17 protein-coding genes and 1 pseudogene are annotated in these 19,347 nt (G+C 73.9%); 8 read left to right on the top strand and 10 right to left on the bottom strand.

Annotated features, from left to right (window positions below; genetic code table 11):
- Nucleotides 1–7 precede the first annotated feature (7 nt).
- From VFJ21_05475 to crtI (VFJ21_05450), 6 genes are read left to right on the top strand one after another with little or no spacing between them, the layout of a single operon-like run.
- The gene (locus tag VFJ21_05475) at nt 8–694 is read left to right on the top strand and encodes a monooxygenase (protein HET7406573.1); all 687 of its coding nucleotides are present in this window, start codon (nt 8–10) and stop codon (nt 692–694) included.
- Complete coding sequence (locus VFJ21_05470) at nt 691–1,236, top strand: GNAT family N-acetyltransferase (protein HET7406572.1); 546 nt, start codon at nt 691–693, stop codon at nt 1,234–1,236. The genes VFJ21_05475 and VFJ21_05470 overlap by 4 nt, the downstream gene beginning before the upstream one ends.
- Nucleotides 1,236–2,786, top strand: a complete 1,551-nt coding sequence (locus tag VFJ21_05465) for an NAD(P)/FAD-dependent oxidoreductase (GenBank protein ID HET7406571.1) — start codon at nt 1,236–1,238, stop codon at nt 2,784–2,786. Before VFJ21_05470 ends, VFJ21_05465 begins: the two co-directional genes overlap by 1 nt.
- Before the next feature lie 10 nt (nt 2,787–2,796).
- Entirely contained in the window at nt 2,797–3,534 is a 738-nt protein-coding gene (locus tag VFJ21_05460) for a carotenoid biosynthesis protein (protein ID HET7406570.1), read from the top strand.
- A complete protein-coding gene (locus tag VFJ21_05455; GenBank protein ID HET7406569.1) occupies nt 3,531–4,613 on the top strand; it encodes a glycosyltransferase family 2 protein in 1,083 nt (360 codons plus the stop codon). Before VFJ21_05460 ends, VFJ21_05455 begins: the two co-directional genes overlap by 4 nt.
- The gene (gene crtI, locus VFJ21_05450) at nt 4,610–6,103 is read left to right on the top strand and encodes a phytoene desaturase family protein (GenBank protein ID HET7406568.1); all 1,494 of its coding nucleotides are present in this window, start codon (nt 4,610–4,612) and stop codon (nt 6,101–6,103) included. The genes VFJ21_05455 and crtI (VFJ21_05450) overlap by 4 nt, the downstream gene beginning before the upstream one ends.
- A gap of 12 nt (nt 6,104–6,115) precedes the next feature.
- Here crtI (VFJ21_05450) and VFJ21_05445 read toward each other — a convergent pair whose 3' ends face one another.
- Together VFJ21_05445 and metF are read right to left on the bottom strand one after the other, a co-directional pair.
- Nucleotides 6,116–6,763, bottom strand: coding sequence for a CDP-alcohol phosphatidyltransferase family protein (locus tag VFJ21_05445; GenBank protein ID HET7406567.1), 648 nt, complete (start codon nt 6,761–6,763; stop codon nt 6,116–6,118).
- 1 nt (nt 6,764) lies between these two features.
- Nucleotides 6,765–7,688, bottom strand: coding sequence for a methylenetetrahydrofolate reductase [NAD(P)H] (gene metF, locus VFJ21_05440; GenBank protein HET7406566.1), 924 nt, complete (start codon nt 7,686–7,688; stop codon nt 6,765–6,767).
- A gap of 155 nt (nt 7,689–7,843) precedes the next feature.
- Between metF and VFJ21_05435 the strand changes: the two genes are divergently transcribed.
- Nucleotides 7,844–8,587 (top strand): SDR family NAD(P)-dependent oxidoreductase, encoded by a 744-nt coding sequence (locus VFJ21_05435; protein ID HET7406565.1) that lies wholly within the window; start codon nt 7,844–7,846, stop codon nt 8,585–8,587.
- Nucleotides 8,588–8,641: 54 nt separating this feature from the next.
- Here the strand turns inward: VFJ21_05435 and hpnH are convergent, their stop codons facing one another.
- The 8 genes and pseudogenes from hpnH to hpnC form a co-directional block, all read right to left on the bottom strand.
- The gene (gene hpnH / locus VFJ21_05430; GenBank protein HET7406564.1) at nt 8,642–9,643 is read right to left on the bottom strand and encodes an adenosyl-hopene transferase HpnH; all 1,002 of its coding nucleotides are present in this window, start codon (nt 9,641–9,643) and stop codon (nt 8,642–8,644) included.
- A gap of 8 nt (nt 9,644–9,651) precedes the next feature.
- On the bottom strand, nt 9,652–10,623 hold the full coding sequence (gene ispH, locus VFJ21_05425) for a 4-hydroxy-3-methylbut-2-enyl diphosphate reductase (GenBank protein ID HET7406563.1): 972 nt from the start codon (nt 10,621–10,623) through the stop codon (nt 9,652–9,654).
- 54 nt (nt 10,624–10,677) lie between these two features.
- A pseudogene (locus tag VFJ21_05420) lies at nt 10,678–11,208 on the bottom strand (hypothetical protein).
- Nucleotides 11,208–13,199, bottom strand: coding sequence for a squalene--hopene cyclase (gene shc, locus VFJ21_05415; protein ID HET7406562.1), 1,992 nt, complete (start codon nt 13,197–13,199; stop codon nt 11,208–11,210). The pseudogene VFJ21_05420 and the gene shc overlap by 1 nt, the downstream one beginning before the upstream one ends.
- A 1-nt stretch (nt 13,200) precedes the next feature.
- Nucleotides 13,201–14,259: a polyprenyl synthetase family protein gene (locus VFJ21_05410; GenBank protein HET7406561.1), complete on the bottom strand. Its 1,059-nt coding sequence runs from the start codon at nt 14,257–14,259 to the stop codon at nt 13,201–13,203.
- Nucleotides 14,256–15,644 carry a hydroxysqualene dehydroxylase HpnE gene (gene hpnE / locus VFJ21_05405; protein ID HET7406560.1) on the bottom strand — a complete coding sequence of 463 codons (1,389 nt, stop codon included), beginning with the start codon at nt 15,642–15,644 and terminating at the stop codon, nt 14,256–14,258. The genes VFJ21_05410 and hpnE overlap by 4 nt, the downstream gene beginning before the upstream one ends.
- Nucleotides 15,641–16,519, bottom strand: a complete 879-nt coding sequence (hpnD, locus tag VFJ21_05400; GenBank protein ID HET7406559.1) for a presqualene diphosphate synthase HpnD — start codon at nt 16,517–16,519, stop codon at nt 15,641–15,643. Before hpnD ends, hpnE begins: the two co-directional genes overlap by 4 nt.
- Nucleotides 16,516–17,523 carry a squalene synthase HpnC gene (hpnC, locus tag VFJ21_05395; GenBank protein HET7406558.1) on the bottom strand — a complete coding sequence of 336 codons (1,008 nt, stop codon included), beginning with the start codon at nt 17,521–17,523 and terminating at the stop codon, nt 16,516–16,518. The genes hpnD and hpnC overlap by 4 nt, the downstream gene beginning before the upstream one ends.
- A 256-nt stretch (nt 17,524–17,779) precedes the next feature.
- Here hpnC and crtI (VFJ21_05390) point away from each other — a divergent pair, with 256 nt between their 5' ends.
- Nucleotides 17,780–19,249 (top strand): phytoene desaturase family protein, encoded by a 1,470-nt coding sequence (gene crtI / locus VFJ21_05390; protein HET7406557.1) that lies wholly within the window; start codon nt 17,780–17,782, stop codon nt 19,247–19,249.
- The last annotated feature ends 98 nt before the right edge of the window (nt 19,250–19,347 follow it).

Here is a 19,347-nt window from a genome sequence, read left to right as displayed (position 1 = left end):
GCCCGCCGTGGTGACGTTGCACGTCTGGCAGCTTCCCCTGCCGCGGGTGCCGCGGGCGTTGGTGCGGGTGACCCGTGACCGGGCGGCGCTGCGGCGGCTGCCCGGAGTGCAGTTCGCCAAGGTGCTGGGCACCGGTGACGGCGCGACGATGCGGTTGCGTGACGCGACCCCCGACCGCTGGGCGTTGCTGCTGTCGTGGGAGCGCGCGAGCGATGCCGCCGCATTCGACGGCACCACGGTCGCGCGTCGCTGGGCGTCGCTCGCCACCGGCGGCTGGTCGGCAACGCTGAAACCCTTGTCCAGCAAGGGAATGTGGTCGCGCGGCCTGCCGTTCGGCCGGCCGGTGGCGGATTCGGTTCACACCGGTCCGGTCGCGTCGATCACGCGCGCGCGGCTTCGGCCGCGTACCGCCCCGCGCTTCTGGCGGTCGCTGCCGGCGGTGGCGGGCGAGCTACGTGCGGCACCCGGGCTGCGCTACGCGATGGGCATCGGCGAGGCACCCGTCGGCCTGCAGGGCACGTTCAGCCTCTGGGAGGAGGTCGGCGCGCTGCAGGACTTCGCCTACCGCCGCGACGCGCATCGCGACGTGGTCGCCCGCACCCGCGCCGAAGGCTGGTACGCCGAGGAGCTGTTCGCCCGTTTCGCCGTCCTCGACGTTGCGGGGCTGCCGGGCTGGGGAGAGACTCGCGCATGAGGCTGGAGGTACTCGACGCGGAAGGGTTCGCGGCCTACGCCGACGAGGCGATCGCCGTCTACGCCGAGGCCATGCAACGCCCCCCGCAGATGGCGAGCCAGCGCAAGGCGATGCTGCAGCAGCACCTGAGATACGGCGGTGTCATCGCGGTCCTCGCCGTCGAAGACGACGGCCGGCTGATCGGGTTCGGCTACGGCTACCCTGGACGCAGCGGGCAGTGGTGGCACGACGCGGTCGCGGTCGCGCTCGGTGCCGACGGCGCCGACTGGGTCGCCGACTCCTTCGAGGTCGTCGAGCTGCACGTGCGGCCGGCGTACCAGGCGCAGGGCATCGGCCGGCAACTGCTGTCGACGATGCTCGACCAGGCTCGCCAGCCGACCGCACTTCTGTCGACGCACGACCGCGAGTCGCCGGCCCGGCGGCTCTACCGGTCGCTCGGGTTCGTCGACCTGCTCTGCGACTACCGCTTCCCCGGCGGCGTCGAGCAGTTCTGCATCATGGGCGCGCCGCTGCCCGTCGAGGCACGCTCCCAGGCGGGCTAGTGCGCGACGTCGTCGTCGTGGGCGCCGGGCACAACGCACTGGTCGCCGCCTGCTACCTCGCCCGCGCCGGGCTCGACGTCGAGGTCGTGGAACGCGACACGGTCGTCGGCGGCGCGGTCTCGACCGTCGAGCGCTTTGCCGGATACCGGATGGACCGGGGGTCCAGCGCGCACATCATGATCCGGCAGACCGGCATCGTCGAGGACCTGGCGCTCGACGACTGCGGGCTGGTCTACCAGGACCTCGACCCGTGGGGTTTCGCGCCGTTCGGTCCGCCGGGCGAGCAGCAGGCGCTCACCTTCTGGGCCGACGTCGACCGCACCTGCGCGTCGATCGAGGCGATGTGCGGGCTGCGCGACGCCGATGCCTACGCGCGGTTCGTCGCCGACTGGGGTGCGCGCAACGAGCGCATCTTCGCCGCCTTCGCCGAGCCGCCGACCGGTCGCAACCTCGGCCGCCGGCTCTGGGGCGTCGGCCGTGACACCGGCCTGCCCGGACTGGAGCTGGCGCGGCAGTTCCTCCAGCCGGCCGACGCCCTGCTCGACGCGTGGTTCACCGACGAGCGCCTCAAGACCGCGCTGGCCTGGTTGGGTGCGCAGTCCGGACCGCCGACGCACGAGGTCGCGACCGCCGACCTCGTCGGGTGGGGCACGATGCTGCACCGCTGCCCGCCCGGCCACCCGGTCGGCGGCAGCGGACGGCTGTCGGAGGCGCTGGCGCGGCGCTTCGCGTCGTACGGCGGGGCGCTTCGGCTCGGCGACGGCGCGGCGCGCATCCTGCAGTACGACGGCAGGGTGACCGGCGTGCAGACCGAGTCGGGCGACCTCGTCGCCGCACGCCGGGTCGTCGCCGGCTGCCACGTGCTGACGACGCTGGCGCTGCTCGGCGACCCGCACCTGCTGCGGCACAAGGCGCCGCAGGTGCGCGTGGGCAACGGCATCGGGATGGTCGTGCGGCTGGCCTGCCGCGACCTGCCCCGCTACCCCGCGGCGAGCGACGACAGCTATCGCGCGCTGCAGCTCGTGTGCGGCTCGCGGCAGCAGCTGCGGCGTGCCCACGGCGAGTTCTCCGCCGGCCTGCCGCCGAGCGAGCCGGCAGTGCTGGCCATGACGTTCTCCGCCTTCGACGACACGATCGCGCCGGCCGGGCGGCACAACGTGACCATCTGGGGGCAGTGGCACCCCTACGCCCTGTCCACCGGGGAGCAGTGGGACACGATCGGCCGGCGCGAGGGCGAGAAGCTGGTCGCCGCACTCGACGCGGCCGCCCCCGGGTTCGCCGGCGGGGTCGAGCAGATGCACGTGCAGACCCCTCTCGATCTCGAGCGGGAGCTCGGTCTGCTGCACGGCAACGTCATGCACGTGGAGATGGCGCTCGACGCGATGTTCGCCTGGCGGCCGCTGCCCGAGTGGTCGGGTTACCGCGGCCCCTGCGAGGGGTTGTACCTGTGCGGCGCGTCGACCCATCCCGGCGGCGGCGTGTTCGGCGCCAGCGGCCGCTCGGCGGCGCACGTGCTGCTGCGCGACCTCGGACGCCGTCACCGTCGCTAGGTTGACGTTCGTGAATCCTCGGCTTCCATGGGCGCTCGCCGGTGCGGCGGTGCTGCTGGAAGTGCCCTACCCGCTGGTCGACGGCGAGCTGCGCGACGTGCTCACCATCGCCGCCGTCGTCGCGTTCTTCCTCGCCGTGATCACCCACGCCGTCGCCTGGCGGGGTGCGGCGTACGCCGTGCTGCTGGTGCTCGTCACCGCCGGGGGCGGGCTGCTGGTCGAGGCGATCGGCACCCGCACCGGCCGGCCGTTCGGGCGCTACACCTACAGCGGGACGCTCGGTCCGGCGGTGCTCGGCGTCCCCGCGGTCATCCCGCTGGCCTGGACGATGATGGGCTACCCGGCGCTGCTCGCCGCGCGGCGGATCGCCGCCGGCCGGACCGCCCGGCTGCTGCTGGGTGCGGTCGCGCTGGCGTCCTGGGACCTGTTCCTCGATCCGCAGATGGTGACTGCCGGGCACTGGCGATGGGATGCCGTCGGCGTCGTCCTGCCCGGAGTAGCCGAGATCCCGCTGACGAACTTCGCCGGCTGGGCAGTGGTCGCGCTGGCCATGATGGCGGCGCTGTCACGCCTGCCCGACCGCCCGGACGTCGACGACCGGCCGATGCACGCGCTCTACCTGTGGACCTACGGCTCGTCGGTGCTGCTCAACCTGGCGTGGTTGCGGCGGCGCACGGTCGCCGCATGGGGCGGGGCGGCGATGGGCACGGTGGCGCTGCCGCTTGCCTTCTCGCTGCGGCGCCGATGAGGGTCCTGCTGCGCACCGCTGCGGCAGCCGCTGCGGCCCTGTCGCTGCACAGCGCGGTCAACACGTTGCTGCTGCGCCGGCTGCCACCGGCGTCGGACGTCGACGAACGCGTGTCACTGCTGCTGCCCCTGCGCAACGAGGCGCACCGGCTGCAGCCCTGCCTGCAGTCCCTGCTGCGGCAGGCGCATCTGGCCGACGTCGAGCTGCTGGTGCTCGACGACTGCTCGACCGACGCAACCGCGGCAGCGGTGCAGCAGCTGGCCGGTCGCGCGCCGCTACCGGGTCGACCGCTGCCGCCCGGTTGGCTCGGCAAGCCCCATGCCTGCCGGCAGCTCGCCGACGCGGCGACCGGCAGCGTCCTCGTCTTCGTCGACGCCGACGTCGTGCTGCAGGCGGACGCCGTGGCCCGCGCGGTCGCACTGCTGCGCCGGGCGAACCTCGGCTTCGTCTCGCCGTACCCGCAGCAGCAGGCAGGGTCCGTCGCGGAACGTCTCGTGCAGCCGCTGCTGCAGTGGTCGTGGCTGACGTTCCTCCCGCTACGGCTGTCGGAGTCGTCGCCCCGCCCCTCGCTGTGCGCGGCCAACGGCCAGTTTCTCGTGGTCGATGCAGCCGGCTACCGGCAAGCGGGCGGGCATGCCGCCGTGCGTGACGCGGTGGTCGAGGACGTCGCACTTGCTCGCGTGCTGAGACGGCACGGCGCCCGCGGCGGCTTCGCCGACGGGAGCGACGTCGCGACCTGCCGGATGTACGACGGCGCCGCCGATCTCGTCGACGGCTACGGCAAGTCGCTGTGGGCGGCGTTCGGCTCACCTGCCGGTGCGCTCGGTGTCTGCGCACTGCTGCTCGGGCTCTACGTCGTACCTCCTGCCGCCGCACTGCGCGGGTCGCGCATCGGGCTCGCCGGCTATCTGGCCGCTGTCGCAGGCCGGGTCGTGACCGGCCGGTGCACGGCGTCGCAGGTGCTGCCGGACGCGTTCGCCCACCCACTGTCGGTGCTCACGCTGGTGGCACTCACCGCACGGTCGCTGCAGCAGCACGCCGCGGGGCGGCTGCAGTGGAAGGGCCGGCCGCTGCCGTGAGCCGGGTCGTCGTGGTGGGCGCCGGAGTCGGCGGGCTCGCCGCCGCCGCGCGGCTGGCGGCGCTCGGGCACGACGTCGAGCTGGTGGAGCAGGCGGAGACGGTCGGCGGCAAGCTCGGCCGCTACGAACGTGACGGGTTCGTCTTCGACACGGGACCGTCGCTGCTGACGTTGCCCGCGACGTTCCGGGACCTGTTCATGAAGACCCGCAAGCACCGGCGCGATCCCGCATTCGACGACGCCGTCGAGCTGGTGCCGCTGGACCCGGTGGCACGCTACCGGTTCGCCGACGGCACGCTGCTCGACCTGCCGGGCGGTGACCTGCCGCAGATCCGTGCCGCGATCGACGCCGCGCTCGGCGCCGGCGCGGGCGACGACTGGCTGCACCTCCTGGCCCACGCGGAGAGAGTCTGGGACGTCACCCGCCGACCGTTCGTCGAGTCGGCGCTCGACGGCCCGTCGACGCTGCTGCGGCTGGCCGCCCGGCAACCCGGCGACCTGCTGACCGTCGCGCCCTGGCGGTCGCTGCGCGACGTCGGCCGGCGGCATCTGCGCGACCCGCGGCTGCGTCTGCTGCTCGATCGCTACGCCACCTACACCGGCTCCGACCCGCGACGCGCCCCGGCTGCGCTCGCGGTCGTGCCCTACGTCGAGCAGCGCTTCGGCGCGTGGTACGTCCGCGGTGGCCTGCACCGCATCACCGACGCCCTGCACGAACGTGCGGTGTCCTGCGGCGTACGCATCCGCACCGGCGCCACCGTCACCGTCATCACGACCGCCGGCGGCCGGGTCGACGGCGTGCGGCTCGGCGACCGGGAGCACCTCCCCGCCGATGTCGTGGTGTCGGACGTGGATGCGCGCCGGCTCTACGCCGAGCTGCTGCCGCGGACCGACCAGCTGCGCCGGCTGTCGCGCGCAACCCCCTCGCTGTCGGGCTTCGTGCTGCTGCTGGGCATCCGCGGCCGCACCCCCGGCACGGCACACCACACCGTGCTGTTCCCGGCCGACTACGACGCGGAGTTCGACGCGATCTTCGGCCGGGAGCCGCGCCCCGTCGACGACCCGACCATCTACGTCAGCGCGCCCGACGACGCGTCGCTCGCGCCGCCCGGCGCGCAGGCGTGGTTCGTGCTCGTCAACGCGCCGCGGCACGACCCCGCGCGCGGCGTCGACTGGGACGCGCCCGGCCTGGCCGCCGGCTACGCCGACAGGCTGCTGGCGCTGATGGCCGACCGCGGCCTGGACGTGCGCGACCGGCTGGCCTGCTACGAGTGGCGCACGCCCGCCGACCTGGAGCGCGCCACCTGCTCCCCCGGCGGCTCGATCTACGGCACGTCGTCGAACGGCGCCCGGGCGGCGTTCCTGCGGCCGGCCAACAGATCTCCGGTGCCCGGGCTCTTCCTCGTCGGCGGGTCCGCGCACCCGGGCGGCGGCCTGCCGCTCGTCGCACAGTCCGCGGCGATCGTGGCCGGCCTGATCGGCCCCGCCTGAGGCTGCGAGGCGTCAGCGCAGGGTGCGGCGTACGACGGGGAGCAGCTGTGCCAGCCCGGCGAGGCAGGCGGCGAGGGTTGCGCCCGCGCCCGCGGCAGCGACCGCCTCGTGACCGGGCACGAGGCCGCACACCAGGAATGTCATTGCCGCAAGGACGAGCCGGGTCGGCCGCTCCCCCACCGTCACGATCCCGATCTCGCTCATGCCGGCGAAGCCGGCGCGGGCGCGGGTGTACTCCAGCAGCACCAGCGCGGCACCCGCTCCTATCGCCAGGCCGCCGGGCGCACCGAGCAGCCACAGCGACATCAGGAGCAGGCCGTCGACCACCCGATCGGCCAGCGAGTCGAGCACGAAACCGAACCGGGTGCTCCGGTCGGTCATCGCCGCGACCGCACCGTCGACCCCGTCGAGCACGCCGCCGGCCACGACGAGGAACGCGCCGAGGATCGGCCAGCGCCCTCCGGCGTACGCCGTCGCGACCGCCGCAGCAGCCGGCACCAGGGACGACCACGTCACGGCGTCGGGCGAGACCCGCCGGGCTGCCAGTGGCGTTGCGACTCGGTGGACGACCCGCAGCCAGGCGCCGGTCAGCCGGGCTGCGCGCGGGTCGTAGCCGCCGTGCAGCGCCTGCCAGCGCGCCAGGTAGTCGTCGAGGTCCACCTCAACCGGCGCGCGCGGAGACGCCGGCGACGTCCGGGCGGCCCGGCCCGAGCCCCAGCCGCAGGTAGATCTCCCGGGTCGCGGTCGACCGGTTGAGGGTGATGAAGTGCAGCCCCGGCGCACCTTCGGCGAGCAGCACGTCGCAGAGCTCCGTCGCGAGGTCGATGCCGACCGCGCGCATGGCGGCCGGGTCGTCCTCGACCGCACGCACGCGGTCGACCACGGCAGCGGGCAGCGCCGCACCCGAGAGCTGCGCCATCCGCGCGACCTGACGGATGTTGGTCACCGGCATGACGCCGGGGATGATCGGCACGCTGCAGCCCAGCGCGTCGACCCGGTCGCGCAGCCGCAGGTAGTCGCTCGCGTCGAAGAAGAACTGCGTGATGGCGAAGTCGGCGCCGGCACGGCACTTGGCGACGAAGTGGCGCACGTCGGTGTCGAGGTCGGTCGCCCGCGGGTGCTTCTCCGGGAACGCCGCGACCCCCACGCAGAAGTCGCCGATCGAGCGCACCAGCTCGACCAGCTCGGCCGCGTAGGAGACCCCCTCGGGGTGCGCCTGCCAGTCCGCCTGCGGATCCCCCGGCGGGTCGCCGCGCAAGGCGAGGACGTTGCGTACGCCGGCGTCGGCGTACTGGCCGACGACCCGGCGCAGCTCGGCGACCGAGTGGTTGACCGCGGTCAGGTGCCCGACCGGGGTGAGCGTCGTTTCCGTCGCGATGCGTCCGGTCATCCGCACGGTGCCGTCGCGGGTGGACCCGCCGGCACCGTAGGTCACCGAGACGAAGGTCGGGTGCAGCGCCTCGACCTCGCGGATCGCCTGCCACAGCTGCCGCTCGCCGTCAGGCGTCTTCGGCGGGAAGAACTCGAAGGAGAACGAGCGGGTGCCGCCGGCGAGCAGCTCGCGGATCGTCGGCACGCTGGACATCGGACCAGGCTAACCCGCCCGGACGGTCAACGATCTCTGCATGATCGCCGGCGAAGCGGCTCCGGGCCGCTCGCTCACGCGCTCGCTCCCCTGCTGTGGTCCGTTGCCCCGCTGCTGCCCGCCTCGCACCGGGCTGACCCGATAGCGTCGGCCGCGTGGAGCTGGCCGGCGCAACCGTCCTCGTCACCGGGGGCTCCAGCGGCATCGGCCGGATGACCGCCGAGCGGTTCACGGCGGCCGGCGCGCACGTCGTCGTCACCGGGCGCGACGAGGCTGCACTGCAGGGCGCCTGTGAGCGCACCGGTGGGCGCGCCATCGTCGCGGACCTGGCCGATCCGGCCGGTGCGCAGCGGGTCGCCGAGCAGGCCGGCGACATCGACGTGCTGGTCAACAACGCCGGCATCGGGCACGCCGGCGCCTTCGCCGACATGGACCCGGGCCGCGTCGACGCACTGCTCGACGTCGACCTGCGAGCGGTGCTGCACCTGACCCGGCTGCTGCTGCCCGGCATGCTGACCCGCCGCCGCGGTGCGCTGGTCTTCGTCACCTCGATCGCCGGCCTGACGGGGGTCAAGGACGAAGCGGTCTACGCCGCCACCAAGGCGGCCGTGCACACCTTCGCCGACTCGCTGCGGCCCGAGGTGTCCGGTCACGGCGTCTCGGTGTCGACGGTGGCGCCGGGCGTCATCGACACGCCGTTCTTCGCCCGTCGCGGTGCGGCGTACACCCGCAGCTTCCCCCGGCCGATCGCGGCCGGACGCGTCGCCGACGCGATCGTGCTGGCCGCCCGCACCGGCCGGCCGCACCAGGTGGTGCCGCGCTGGCTCGGCCTGCCGGCGCGGCTGCGCGGTGGGGCGCCCGGCGTCTACCGGTCGCTCGAGCGGCGCTTCGGCCCGTGACCGGCCGGCACGCTTCGCCCGTGACCGGCAGAGGTCGGGCGACCCGGCGGCGAGCTACGCCACGTCGATCATGGCCCGAATCGACTCGCGCAGCGAGCTCATCGTCGCCATCACCGCGGTCGGCTCGTAGCCGCAGTGCGCCATGCAGTTGGCGCAGCGCGGGTCCTTGCCGCGGCCGTAGGCGTCCCAGTCGGTGTCCTCGATGAGCTCCTTGTACGACGACACGTAGCCGTCGTTCATCAGGTAGCACGGCTTCTGCCAGCCGAGCAGCGAGTAGGACGGGATCGCCCAGGCGGTGCAGTCGTAGTCGACCTTGCCCTCGAGGAAGTCGAGGAACAGCGGCGAGTGGTTGAGCCGCCACTTCTTGCGCCGGCCGTTGTCGAACGCCTTGCGGAACAGCTCGCGGGTTTCCTGCACGCCGAGGAAGTGCTCCTGATCGGGCGCCTTCTCGTAGGCGTAGCCGGGCGAGATCTGCATGTGGTCGACGCCGAGCTCGTCGTTGAGGTAGTCGAGCACGTCGATGACGTCCTGCGGCGTGTCGGTGTTGAAGAACGTCGTGTTGGTCATCACGCGGAAGCCGCGCGCCTGCGCCATCTTGATGGCCTCGACCGCCTGGTCGAAGACGCCGTCCTTGCAGACCGACTCGTCGTGCCGCTCGCGCAGCCCGTCGATGTGCACCATCCAGGCGAAGTACGGCGACGGCTCGAACTTGTGCAGGTGCTTGGGCAGCAGCACCGCGTTGGTGCAGAGGAACACGAACTTCTTGCGCGCGATCAGCTGCCGCACGATCTCGTCGATCTGCGGGTGCATGAGCGGCTCACCGCCGGCGATCGAGACCATCGGCGCGCCGCACTCCTCGATGGCACCGACGGCCTGCTCGACCGGCATCCGCTGCTTGAGCACGTCGTGCGGCTGCTGGATCTTGCCGCAGCCGGCGCAGTGCAGGTTGCAGGCGAACAGTGGCTCGAGCTCCACGAGCAGCGGGAACTTGTCGCGCCGCAGCACCTTTTGCTTGAGCAGATATCCCCCGAGTCGCAGGTTCTGCCGAAGAGGCATGCCCACGCTCAGCTCACCTCCTTGGGCAGGTTGAACTTCACGGTCTCGACCGCGACCGAACGTTCGGTGACGGTCACCGGGCCGAGCCCGGACAGCGCCCCGACGACGGCGTCGACGAGGTGCGGTGGTGCGGATGCGCCGGCGGTCACGCCGATGGTGCGTACGCCGTGCAGCCAGGCCGGATCGATGTGGCTGGTGTCGTCGACGAGGTAGGCCGGCACCCCCTCGCGACGCGCGACCTCCGCCAACCGCTGGGAGTTGGAGGAGTTCTCCGAACCCACGACGAGGACGAGGTCGGCGTCGCGGGCCACCTCGCGCACCGCCTGCTGCCGGTTGGACGTCGCGTAGCAGATGTCGTCGGACCGCGGCGCCTGCAGTTGCGGGAACCGCGAGCGCAGGACGTCGGCGACCTCGCTGGCCTCGTCGACGGCCAGCGTGGTCTGCATCAGGTAGGACATGCCGCCGGTCGACGGTGCGTCGACCGTCGCGGCGGCCGCGGCGTCCTCGACGAGCACGACCCGGTCGGGCGCCTCGCCGAGGGTGCCCTCGACCTCCTCGTGGCCGGCATGGCCGATGAGGAAGACCGTGTCGCCCCGGGCGGCGAACCGCCGGGCCTCGCTGTGCACCTTCGTCACCAGCGGGCAGGTGGCGTCGATGACCGACAGGCCGCGCGAGTCGGCCGTGTCGCGCACCGCCGGTGCGACGCCGTGCGCGCTGAACACGACGTTCGCCCCGGCCGGCACGTCCTCGAGCTCGTCGACGAACACCGCGCCGCGGCTCTCGAGGTCGGCGACGACGTGCGCGTTGTGCACGATCTGCTTGCGCACGTAGACCGGTGCGCCGTAGCGCTCCAGCGCGCGCTCCACGATCTGGATGGCCCGCTCGACCCCGGCGCAGAACGACCGCGGCCCGGCGAGCAGCACGGTGCGCTCGGCGGCGGCGTCGGCCCAGTCGACCAGTGCGGCGCCGACCTCCCGCAGGCTGCGCAGCGCGGCCAGGCTGGTGCGCACGGTGTCGCGGCTGACCAGCGGGTGCGCGCCGTTGTCGACGACCGCGCGTACGACGGCGACCGGCCGGCCGCCCGCACCGAGGGCCAGCTCGTAGGACTCCATGTCGACCGCGAGCGCGTCGCGGCCCAGCCGCACTCGCTCCGCACCGGTGACCACATGGTCGGCGGTGAGGATCGGGCCGACGTGCACCCGCAGCCCGCGCCGGCGCAGCGCACCGGCCAGCAGGTCGGCCGACGGGCAGGCGAGCGCCTCCCCCGACTCGCTGCGCACCTCGCTCGCCACGACGAGGTCGCCCGGCTCGAGCTCGTCGCGCAGCCCGCCGCACAGGCCGGTGATGGCCAGCGCGTCGAAGCGGGAGGCGCCGAGGGTGCGGGCGAGCTTCGCGGCCTTGCGCACGCCCATGCCGCTCTTGAGCACCTGGGAGCCCTGGAGGCCGCGGCGTACGGCACGTGCCTCCAACGACAGCGCGGTGGCGACGACCAGCGACGACGGCTCGGGCGCCGAGCGGCGCAGGAGCCGCGACGGCTTGGCTACCGATCGCCGGGACGGGCGCATCATCGGCCCTTCCTCTCCTCGTCGAGCCGCACGCTCTGTTCCTTCGTTCGCGCGCCAAGCCGCACGCTCTGTTCCTTCGTTCGCGCGCCGAGCCGCACGAACCGGCCGAGGGCGTTGATGGGGAAGACCAGCCGGTACAGGTGGTAGTTGATGTAGAAGTCGCCGGGGAACCCGGTGCCGGTGAACTGCGGCTCGTCCCAGGTGCCCTCGCGGGTCTGGTGGTCCGCAAGCCAGCGGATGCCTCGATCGGTCGCCTCGTCGTCGTGCGCACCCGCGGCGAGCAGTGCCAGCAGCGCCCACGCGGTCTGCGAGGCGGTCGAGTCGCCGCGCCCGATCCAGTCGGGGTCGACGTAGGAGCGCATGTCCTCGCCCCAGCCGCCGTCGTCGTTCTGGTGCCGCACCAGCCACTCGACGGCGCGGCGGATCTGCGGCGCGTCGCCGGGCAGGCCCGCGGCGACGAGCGCGGGCACGACTGCGCCGGTGCCGTAGACGTAGTTGGCGCCCCAGCGGCCGAACCACGAGCCGTCGGGCTCCTGGTGGTCGAGCAACCACGCGACGCCGCGGCGTGCCGCCTGGCTGCCGGCGCGCCCTTCGGCCGCGAGCATCTCGACGATGTGCGCGGTGACGTCGGCCGACGGCGGGTCGATGACCTCACCGAAGTCGCAGAACGGCAGCCGGGTCGCGACCTTGCGGGTGTTGTCGGCGTCGAAGGCGCCCCAGCCGCCGTCGCGCGACTGCATGCCGACGGTCCAGCCGATCCCGCGGTCGATGGCGGGACGCAGGTCGGGCGCGTCGACCTGGCGCAGCGCGAGGACGACCTCGGCGGTGTCGTCGGTGTCGGGGTAGAGGTCGTTGGCGAACTCGAACGCCCACCCGCCCGGTGCGAGATCCGGACGCTTGACCGCCCAGTCGCCCGCGACGGTGATCTCCTCGTCGAGGATCCATCGCGCCGCCCGGACCATCGCCGGGTCGTCTCCCGGGACGCCGGCGTCGGCCAGCGCGTTGATCGCCAGCGCGGTGTCCCACACCGGGGACTGGCACGCCTCGAGCCGGACTACCCAGCCCTCGGGCGTTTGCTCGCGGATCGTGAACCCGTCGAGGCCGGCCAGCCCGGCCCGCATCGCCGGGTGGTCGAGCGAGTAGCCCATGAGGTGCAGCGCGAGCAGGGAGTAGACCCACGGCGGCTGGATGCCGCCCCACCCGCCGTCGGCTTCCTGCCGGGCGAGGATCCACTCGGTGGCGCGGCGCATCGCGAGCCGGCGGAACGGGTGCACCGGCAGCCGGTGGTAGGCGTGCAGCAGCCGGTCGAGCGTGCCGAAGGGCCCGGTGGCCGCCGGCCGCTCCTCGCCGGTGAGCAGCTCGTCGATGTCGAACGGCAGCGGCCGCTGGGGGCGCAGTGCGTTGACGATCGTGAGCGGCACGATCGTCTGCCGCGCCCAGCAGGCGAAGTCGTAGACATTGAGCGGGAACCATGACGGCAGGAAGATCATCTCCGGCGGGAGCACCGGCAGGTCGGCCCAGTCCCACCGGCCGACGGTCGCGAGCCAGATGCGGGTGAAGACCCGGCTGCGTTCGACACCGCCGTTGGCCCGGACCCACGACGAGGCCGCCAGCATGTGCGGCTCCTGCGGGCCGTCGCCGGCGAGGCGCAGCGCCACGTAGGCCTCGATCGTCGTCGAGAGCTCGGCCGGCCCGCCGTAGAACGACGCCCAGGTGCCGTCGGGTCGCTGCTGCGAACGGATCCAGCGCGCCGACTCCTCGGTGCGCTGCGGCTCGAGGATGCCGAGGAAGTGGCGCAGCAGCATGTCCTCGGCGTCCATCGTGACGTTGGTCTCGAGCTCGCCCTTCCACCAGCCGGCGGCGTCCTGCAGCGACAGCAGGTGGTCGCGGGCTCGCTCGAGCGTCATCCGCGCGACGTCGAGGGTGTCGGCCTCGACGCGCAGGTCGTCACGGGTGCGCTGCGGTGCGGGGCGGTCTGCAGCGAGGGTCAATTCAGGACTCCCGGGTGGTCACGAATCGGGCGACTGCGCCGAGCTCGTCGCGCACGGGATCGGGCATGTCGAGCAGCCGCAGCCGGGACAGCGCCTCGTCCAGCTGCCGCCGCGCCTCCGTCACGGTCCAGGCGCGACCGCCGGCCTCCTCGACCAGGCCGGCCATGCGCACGAGGTCGTCCTCGTCGTGCGGCCGCTCGTCGCCGAGCATCCGGGCCAGCTCCTGGGCCGCGCTGCCGCCGGCGTTGACGGCGACGACGACCGGCACCGACTTCTTGCGCGAGCGCAGGTCGGACAGCACCGGCTTCCCGGTCACCGACGGGTCACCCCAGATGCCGAGCAGGTCGTCGACCAGCTGGAAGGCGAGGCCGAGGTGCGCGCCGTAGGCCGCCAGCCCGTCGACCAGCGCGGCCGGGGCGCCGGCGAGCTCGGCGCCGATCGACGCGGCGCAGGCGAGCAGGGCGCCGGTCTTGCCGGCCGCCATCGCGAGCACCTCGTCGACGCCGACGTGGCTGCGGCTCTCGAAGGCCAGGTCGTCGACCTGGCCGGTGATGAGGTCCTGGGTGGCGATGCCGAGCCGCCGGGCAGCGGCGAGGCCTCGGTCGTTGCCGACCTCGAGCAGCGCCTGTTGTGCGAGGGCGAGCAGCGCGTCACCGGCGAGGATCGCGAGTGACGGGGAGAACGCCGTCCACGCCGTCGCGCGGTGCCGCCGCTCGGTGTCACCGTCCATCAGGTCGTCGTGCAGCAGCGAGAAGTTGTGCACCAGCTCGACGGCGACACCACCAGGTACGCCGACCTCACCGGGCGCACCGGCGGCCTCGGCCGAGAGCACGGCGAGGGCCGGGCGGACCGCCTTGCCGCCCGAGCCCGGCATCGCACTGCCGTCGGCGGCGAGCCAGCCGAGGTGGTAGCCGCTGACCAGCCGCATCTGCGGCGACAGCCCGTCGACCGCCGCGCGCAGGGCCGGCGTGGTCAGCTCCCGGCCGCGGGCCAGCGACGCCGGGACCTGAGACGGAGCGGGTAGGCCTGGGCCTTCGGAGGACATCGTCGCGGCGGTCATGACGCGACCCGGGCCGGTTCGCGGCGCCGCTGCGCGGCGAGGTGAGCGCGGGCGGCGGCGTGACCGCTGCGCACCGCGCCCTCCATCGTCGCGGGCCAGCCGGTCGCGGTCCATGCGCCCGCCAGGTAGAGGCCGGGCAGCGCGGTGGCCGGACCCGGGCGCAGCGCCGCGCTGCCCGGCGCCTGCCGGAACGTCGCGGCGCGCTCCCGGGTGACGAGGAACGACAACACACGGGCCTCCCGTGCTCGGGGGAACATCTGCTGCAGGGCCGGCTCGAACGCCTCGCGCACCTGCGCGGCCGGCCGGCCGATCCAGTCGTCGGCGGCGGACACCGACACGGCGACGTACTGCCCGGTGGCCGGGTCGAGCCCGGACGCCGCGGTGCGGTCGAACGCCCACTGCACCGGCGTACCGACACCGGCCACGAACGGCGCGTCCATGACCGGGCGGTCGTAGACGACGTGCACGTTGACGATCGGCGAGCTGCCGAGCCGCCGCAGCGCCTCGGGGTCGGGCAACGCGCCGGCGGGCGCGAGGTCGGCGACGCTGTCCGAGGGGACCGCGAGCACGACACCGTCGGCCTCGACCGGGCCCGCGTCGGTGCCGACGACCCAGCCGGCGCCACCGAGGCCGATGCCGGTGACCCGGCGGCGCAGGTAGACGTCGACCCCTGCGGCCTCGAGCGCGCTGGTGGCCGCGTCGCCGTGCAGCCGTTGCAGGGGTACGGCGGCGTAGCCGATGTCGCCGTTGTCCGGCGACTCCAGCAGGCCGATCTGGAAGACCGTCGCGGCGAGCGCCAGCGACGCGCGGTCGGCCCGCGCGTTGAGGGTCGCGACGGTGACCAGCTCCCAGAGCGCGGCCACCGCCTGCGGGCTCTGCCTGCGCGAGGTCAGCCAGTCGCCGAACGACCGCGCGTCGACGGCCGGGTCGGTCGGGTCGACCTTGCCCAGCGCGAGCGCGGCGCGGGCGGCGCTGACCCGCTGGGCCGGCGAGAGCATCCGGTAGCGCAGCAGCGCCGGCGCGAGGTGCAGCGGTGCGGGCAGGTTGCTGCGGGTGAGCCGCCCGGTGCGACCGCGAGCCGGTTCGACGACGGGGATGTCGAGGCGCGGCTGCAGGGTCGTCAGGTGCTCGACGCCGAGCCGCTGCAGCAGCCCGCGGTAGTCGGTGCAGCAGCGCAGGAACACGTGCTGGCCGTTGTCGACGTCGATGCCGCCGAGCTCGGCGCGGCGGAACGAGTGGGTCGCTCCCCCGAGCCGCGGGCGGCCTTCGAGCAGCGTGACCGCGTGGCCGGCGTCGGCGAGGTCCAGCGCGGCGGTGATGCCGGCGAGGCCTCCCCCGACGACGACGACGCGGCTCTGGGGCTGCGCGCCGAGCTGCGGGCTCACGTGCGTGCCCCGGCGAGGCTGCGCGCAGCGACCGTCATCTTCTCCCACGCGGACAGGGACATGCGCTCGCGCAGCACGACCTCCGGGGTCTCCTCGATACGGGCCAGCAGCCGGCGGTAGATGCCGGACATCGCGGCGCAGCACGCGGCGCTGCGCCGGTCGAGCATCGGCAGGAGGCGCAGCCCGTCGGCGTACCAGGTCTCCGCCCGCGCCGCGGCGTCCTCGATGAGGTCGACGAGCCGGTCGCGAGGTCCCTCGACGGTGCCGTCGGCGGCGAGCTGCAGGTCGACGCCGAACCGGCGCAGGTCCTGCTGCGGCAGGTAGATCCGGCCGTTGCCGAGGTCCTCGCGGATGTCGCGCAGGATGTTGGTCTGCTGCAGCGCGACGCCGAGCGCATCGGCGAGCGGCGCGGCCTCGTCGTAGCGGTCGGCGCCGAAGATGGCCAGGCACAGCCGGCCGATGGAGCCGGCGACGCAGCGGCAGTAGTGCACGAGATCGTCGAACGACTCGTAGCGCACGCCGCGCACGTCCATCTCGACGCCCTCGATCAGCTCGCCGAAGGCGGGGAGCGGGATCGGGAAGCGCTTCGCCGCGTCGGCGAGCGCGACGAGCACGAGGTCGTCGGTGCGCTCGCCGACGGTGGCGAGAGCGGCCCGGGCGTCGGCGAGCAGGCGCAGCTTCTCGTCGGCCGGCAGGTCGCCGTCGCCGATGTCGTCGATGCGGCGGGCGAACGCGTAGACCGCGCTCATCGCCTGCCGCTTGTCGGTCGGCAGCAACCGGATGCCGTAGGAGAAGTTGCGCGCCTCGCGGCGGGTGACCTCCTCGCAGTGCCGGTAGGCGGCGGCGAGGTCGACGGTCGGTGCGATAGCGGTCATGCGCCGCTCCTCGCGGGCCGGTGGCGGAGGAGTACGCCGAGGGTCTCGGTCGCCACGACCCGCTTGCGCGGGCTGCGGGTGGCCGACAGCACCTCGTGGTCGGCCCGCCGGATGGCCGCGATCGCCGCGCGCCCGCCGGCGACGAATCCGGCGACGGCCAACCGGGCGGTGCCGGTGAGCGTCGCGACCAGCGGGGTCCCCTCGTCGAGCAGCGCGCCGGCGCGGTCGACCTCGAAGGCCAGGGCGGCACGCAGCCGCGGCCCGGCGACGGCGGCGGTCAGGTCGTCGTCGCTCACCCCGAAGCGGCGCAGGTCCTCCTGCGGCAGGTAGACGCGGCCGTTGCGGCGGTCCTCGCCGACGTCCTGGCAGTGCTCGACGATCTGCAACGCGGTGCACACGCGGTCGGACAGCGCGATGCGCGACGGCGTGGAAACACCGAAGATCTCGAGCACGATGTGGCCCACGGGGTCGGCCGACAGCGCGCAGTAGCCGCGCAGGTCGTCGTAGGTCTCGTAGCGGTGCACGGTGAGGTCGCGCCGGTTTGCCTCGACCAGGCGCAGGAACGGCTCGCGGGACAGGCCGCACTCGCGGACGGTGGGCTGCAGCGCCCGCAGCAACGGGGTCTCCGGCTGGGCGTCCCAGACGCGGATCAGGTCCGCCTCGAACGCGTCGAGCAAGGCGGCCCGGTCGCCGCGGGCCTCGTCGCCGAGGTCGTCGACGAGGCGGGCGAAGCCGTAGACGGCGGTCAGGTGCCGGCGATAGGTCCGGGGCAGGAACCACGGTGCGACCGGGAAGTTCTCCGCACCTGCCTGCTGCAGGATCTCGGCCGGAGTGAACGGCGCCGGGTGGGCCACTCCGGCCTGTCTACTGGGAGGTTGGTCGGCCGCCGGGTCGTCGGCACCGGGCGGGGTGCACGCGGGGTCGTGGGCGACGCACGCCGTGCTGCCCGAGGCGGCCGTCGCGAGCCCGGCCGAGGACCGGTAGGGGTCGGCGGGGGGTTGCACGTGCGTGGACCTCCGATCGCTGCGGCGCCGACGGACCCTCGGCTGTGCGCCGTCTTCTAGTGACGCCATCGGCGGGGAACCCCGATATCGGGGCACGCTAGTAGTGATTCGACCCGAATGCCAAGCCTTTCGTTCGGGTGTCATCACTAGACGCGGCCGTACCCGGCGTCGGAGGGACCAATCGCCATGCGAGAGGTTTTTCGGGTCTGCGGGCCTCGGAGGCCGGCTGCCGGCCCCGGTCATTAGGGTTTCAGGCGTGCGCACGGTCGTCGGCCCGACCGGCCGCGTGGTCGTCGTGGGCGCCGGTCTCGGCGGGCTGTCCGCGGCCCTCCGGCTGCTCGGCGCGGGTCGCGAGGTGACGATCCTCGAGCGCGGCGAGGCGCCGGGCGGGCGGGCCGGTCGGCTGGAGATCGACGGCTACCGGTTCGACACCGGACCGACCGTGTTGACGATGCCGGGGCTCGTCGCCGACGCGCTCGGCTGCGTCGGCGAGCGGCTCGACGACTGGCTGGAGCTGCGCCGGCTGGACCCGGCCTACCGGGCGCACTACCCCGACGGCAGCACGCTCGACGTCCGGGCATCGGTCGAGGAGACGGCCGCCGAGATCGCGCAGCTCTGCGGCCCGAGCGAGGCAAACGGCTTCCGCCGGTTCGTCGACTTCACCCGCCGGCTGTACGACGTGGAGATGCGGACGTTCATCGACCGCAATCTCGACTCGCCGCTGTCCCTGCTGGTGCCGGACCTGGCGCGGCTGGTGGCGCTGGGCGGCTTCCGGCGGCTGGCGCCGAAGGTGGCGTCGTACCTGCACGATCCACGGACCCGGCGGCTGTTCTCGTTCCAGGCGCTGTACGCCGGGGTGTCGCCGTTCGAGGCGCTCGCCCTCTACGCGGTCATCTCCTACATGGACACCGTCGAGGGCGTCTGGTTTCCCGCCGGCGGGATCCACGCGGTGCCCGAGGCGCTGGCCGGTGCGGCGGCCAAGCACGGGGCCGACCTGCACTTCGGCTGTGCCGTGACGCAGGTCGAGGTGCGCGGCGGGCGGGCGGTCGCCGTGCACACGACCGACGGGCGGCGCTTCCCGGCCGACGTCGTGGTGCTGGCGGGCGACCGGCCGGCCGCGGTGCGCGACCTGTTGCCGGCGGCCGCCGAGCGGCCGCGGCGGCTGCGCCACTCCCCCTCCTGCTTCCTGCTGCACGTCGGCTCGTCCGCGGCCTACTCCCGCATCGCGCACCACAACGTGCACTTCGGTCGCGCCTGGCGCTCGACGTTCGACGAGCTCATCCGGCGGCGCCGGCTGCCGGCGGACCCGTCGCTGCTGGTCACCAACCCGACCCGCACCGACCCGTCACTCGCGCCCGCGGGCAGGCAGGCCTACTACGTGCTGGTGCCAGTACCGCACCTCGACGGGCAGGTCGACTGGGACGTCATCGGGCCGCGGTTCCGCGAGGAGGTCGTGGGCCGGCTCGGGGCGCTGGGCTACGTGGGTTTTTCCGACGCCGTCGAGGTTTCTCGTGCGGTGACGCCGGCCGACTGGCAGCGGCAGGGGCTTGCGGCGGGCTCGCCGTTCGGGGCAGCGCACACGTTCCGCCAGACCGGGCCGTTCCGGCCGGGCAACCTGCTGCTCGACAACGTGGTGCTGGCCGGGTCGGGGACCCAGCCGGGCATCGGCGTACCGATGGTGCTCGTCAGCGGCCGGCTCGCCGCCGAGCGGATCGTCGGCGGATGAGCATCTTTCGCTCGACGCGGCCGCGCACGTGAACGCGCTGGACGCGGCCGGCATCGTCGATCCGGCCCTGCGGGCGTCGTACCTCGCCTGCCGGCGCC

This window comes from Mycobacteriales bacterium (genome assembly GCA_035690485.1).
Classification (GTDB): Bacteria; Actinomycetota; Actinomycetes; order JAFAQI01; family DASSKL01; genus DASSKL01.
Note: the sequence above shows the minus strand (reverse complement) of the source record. Positions and strands in the feature narration are given on the sequence as shown.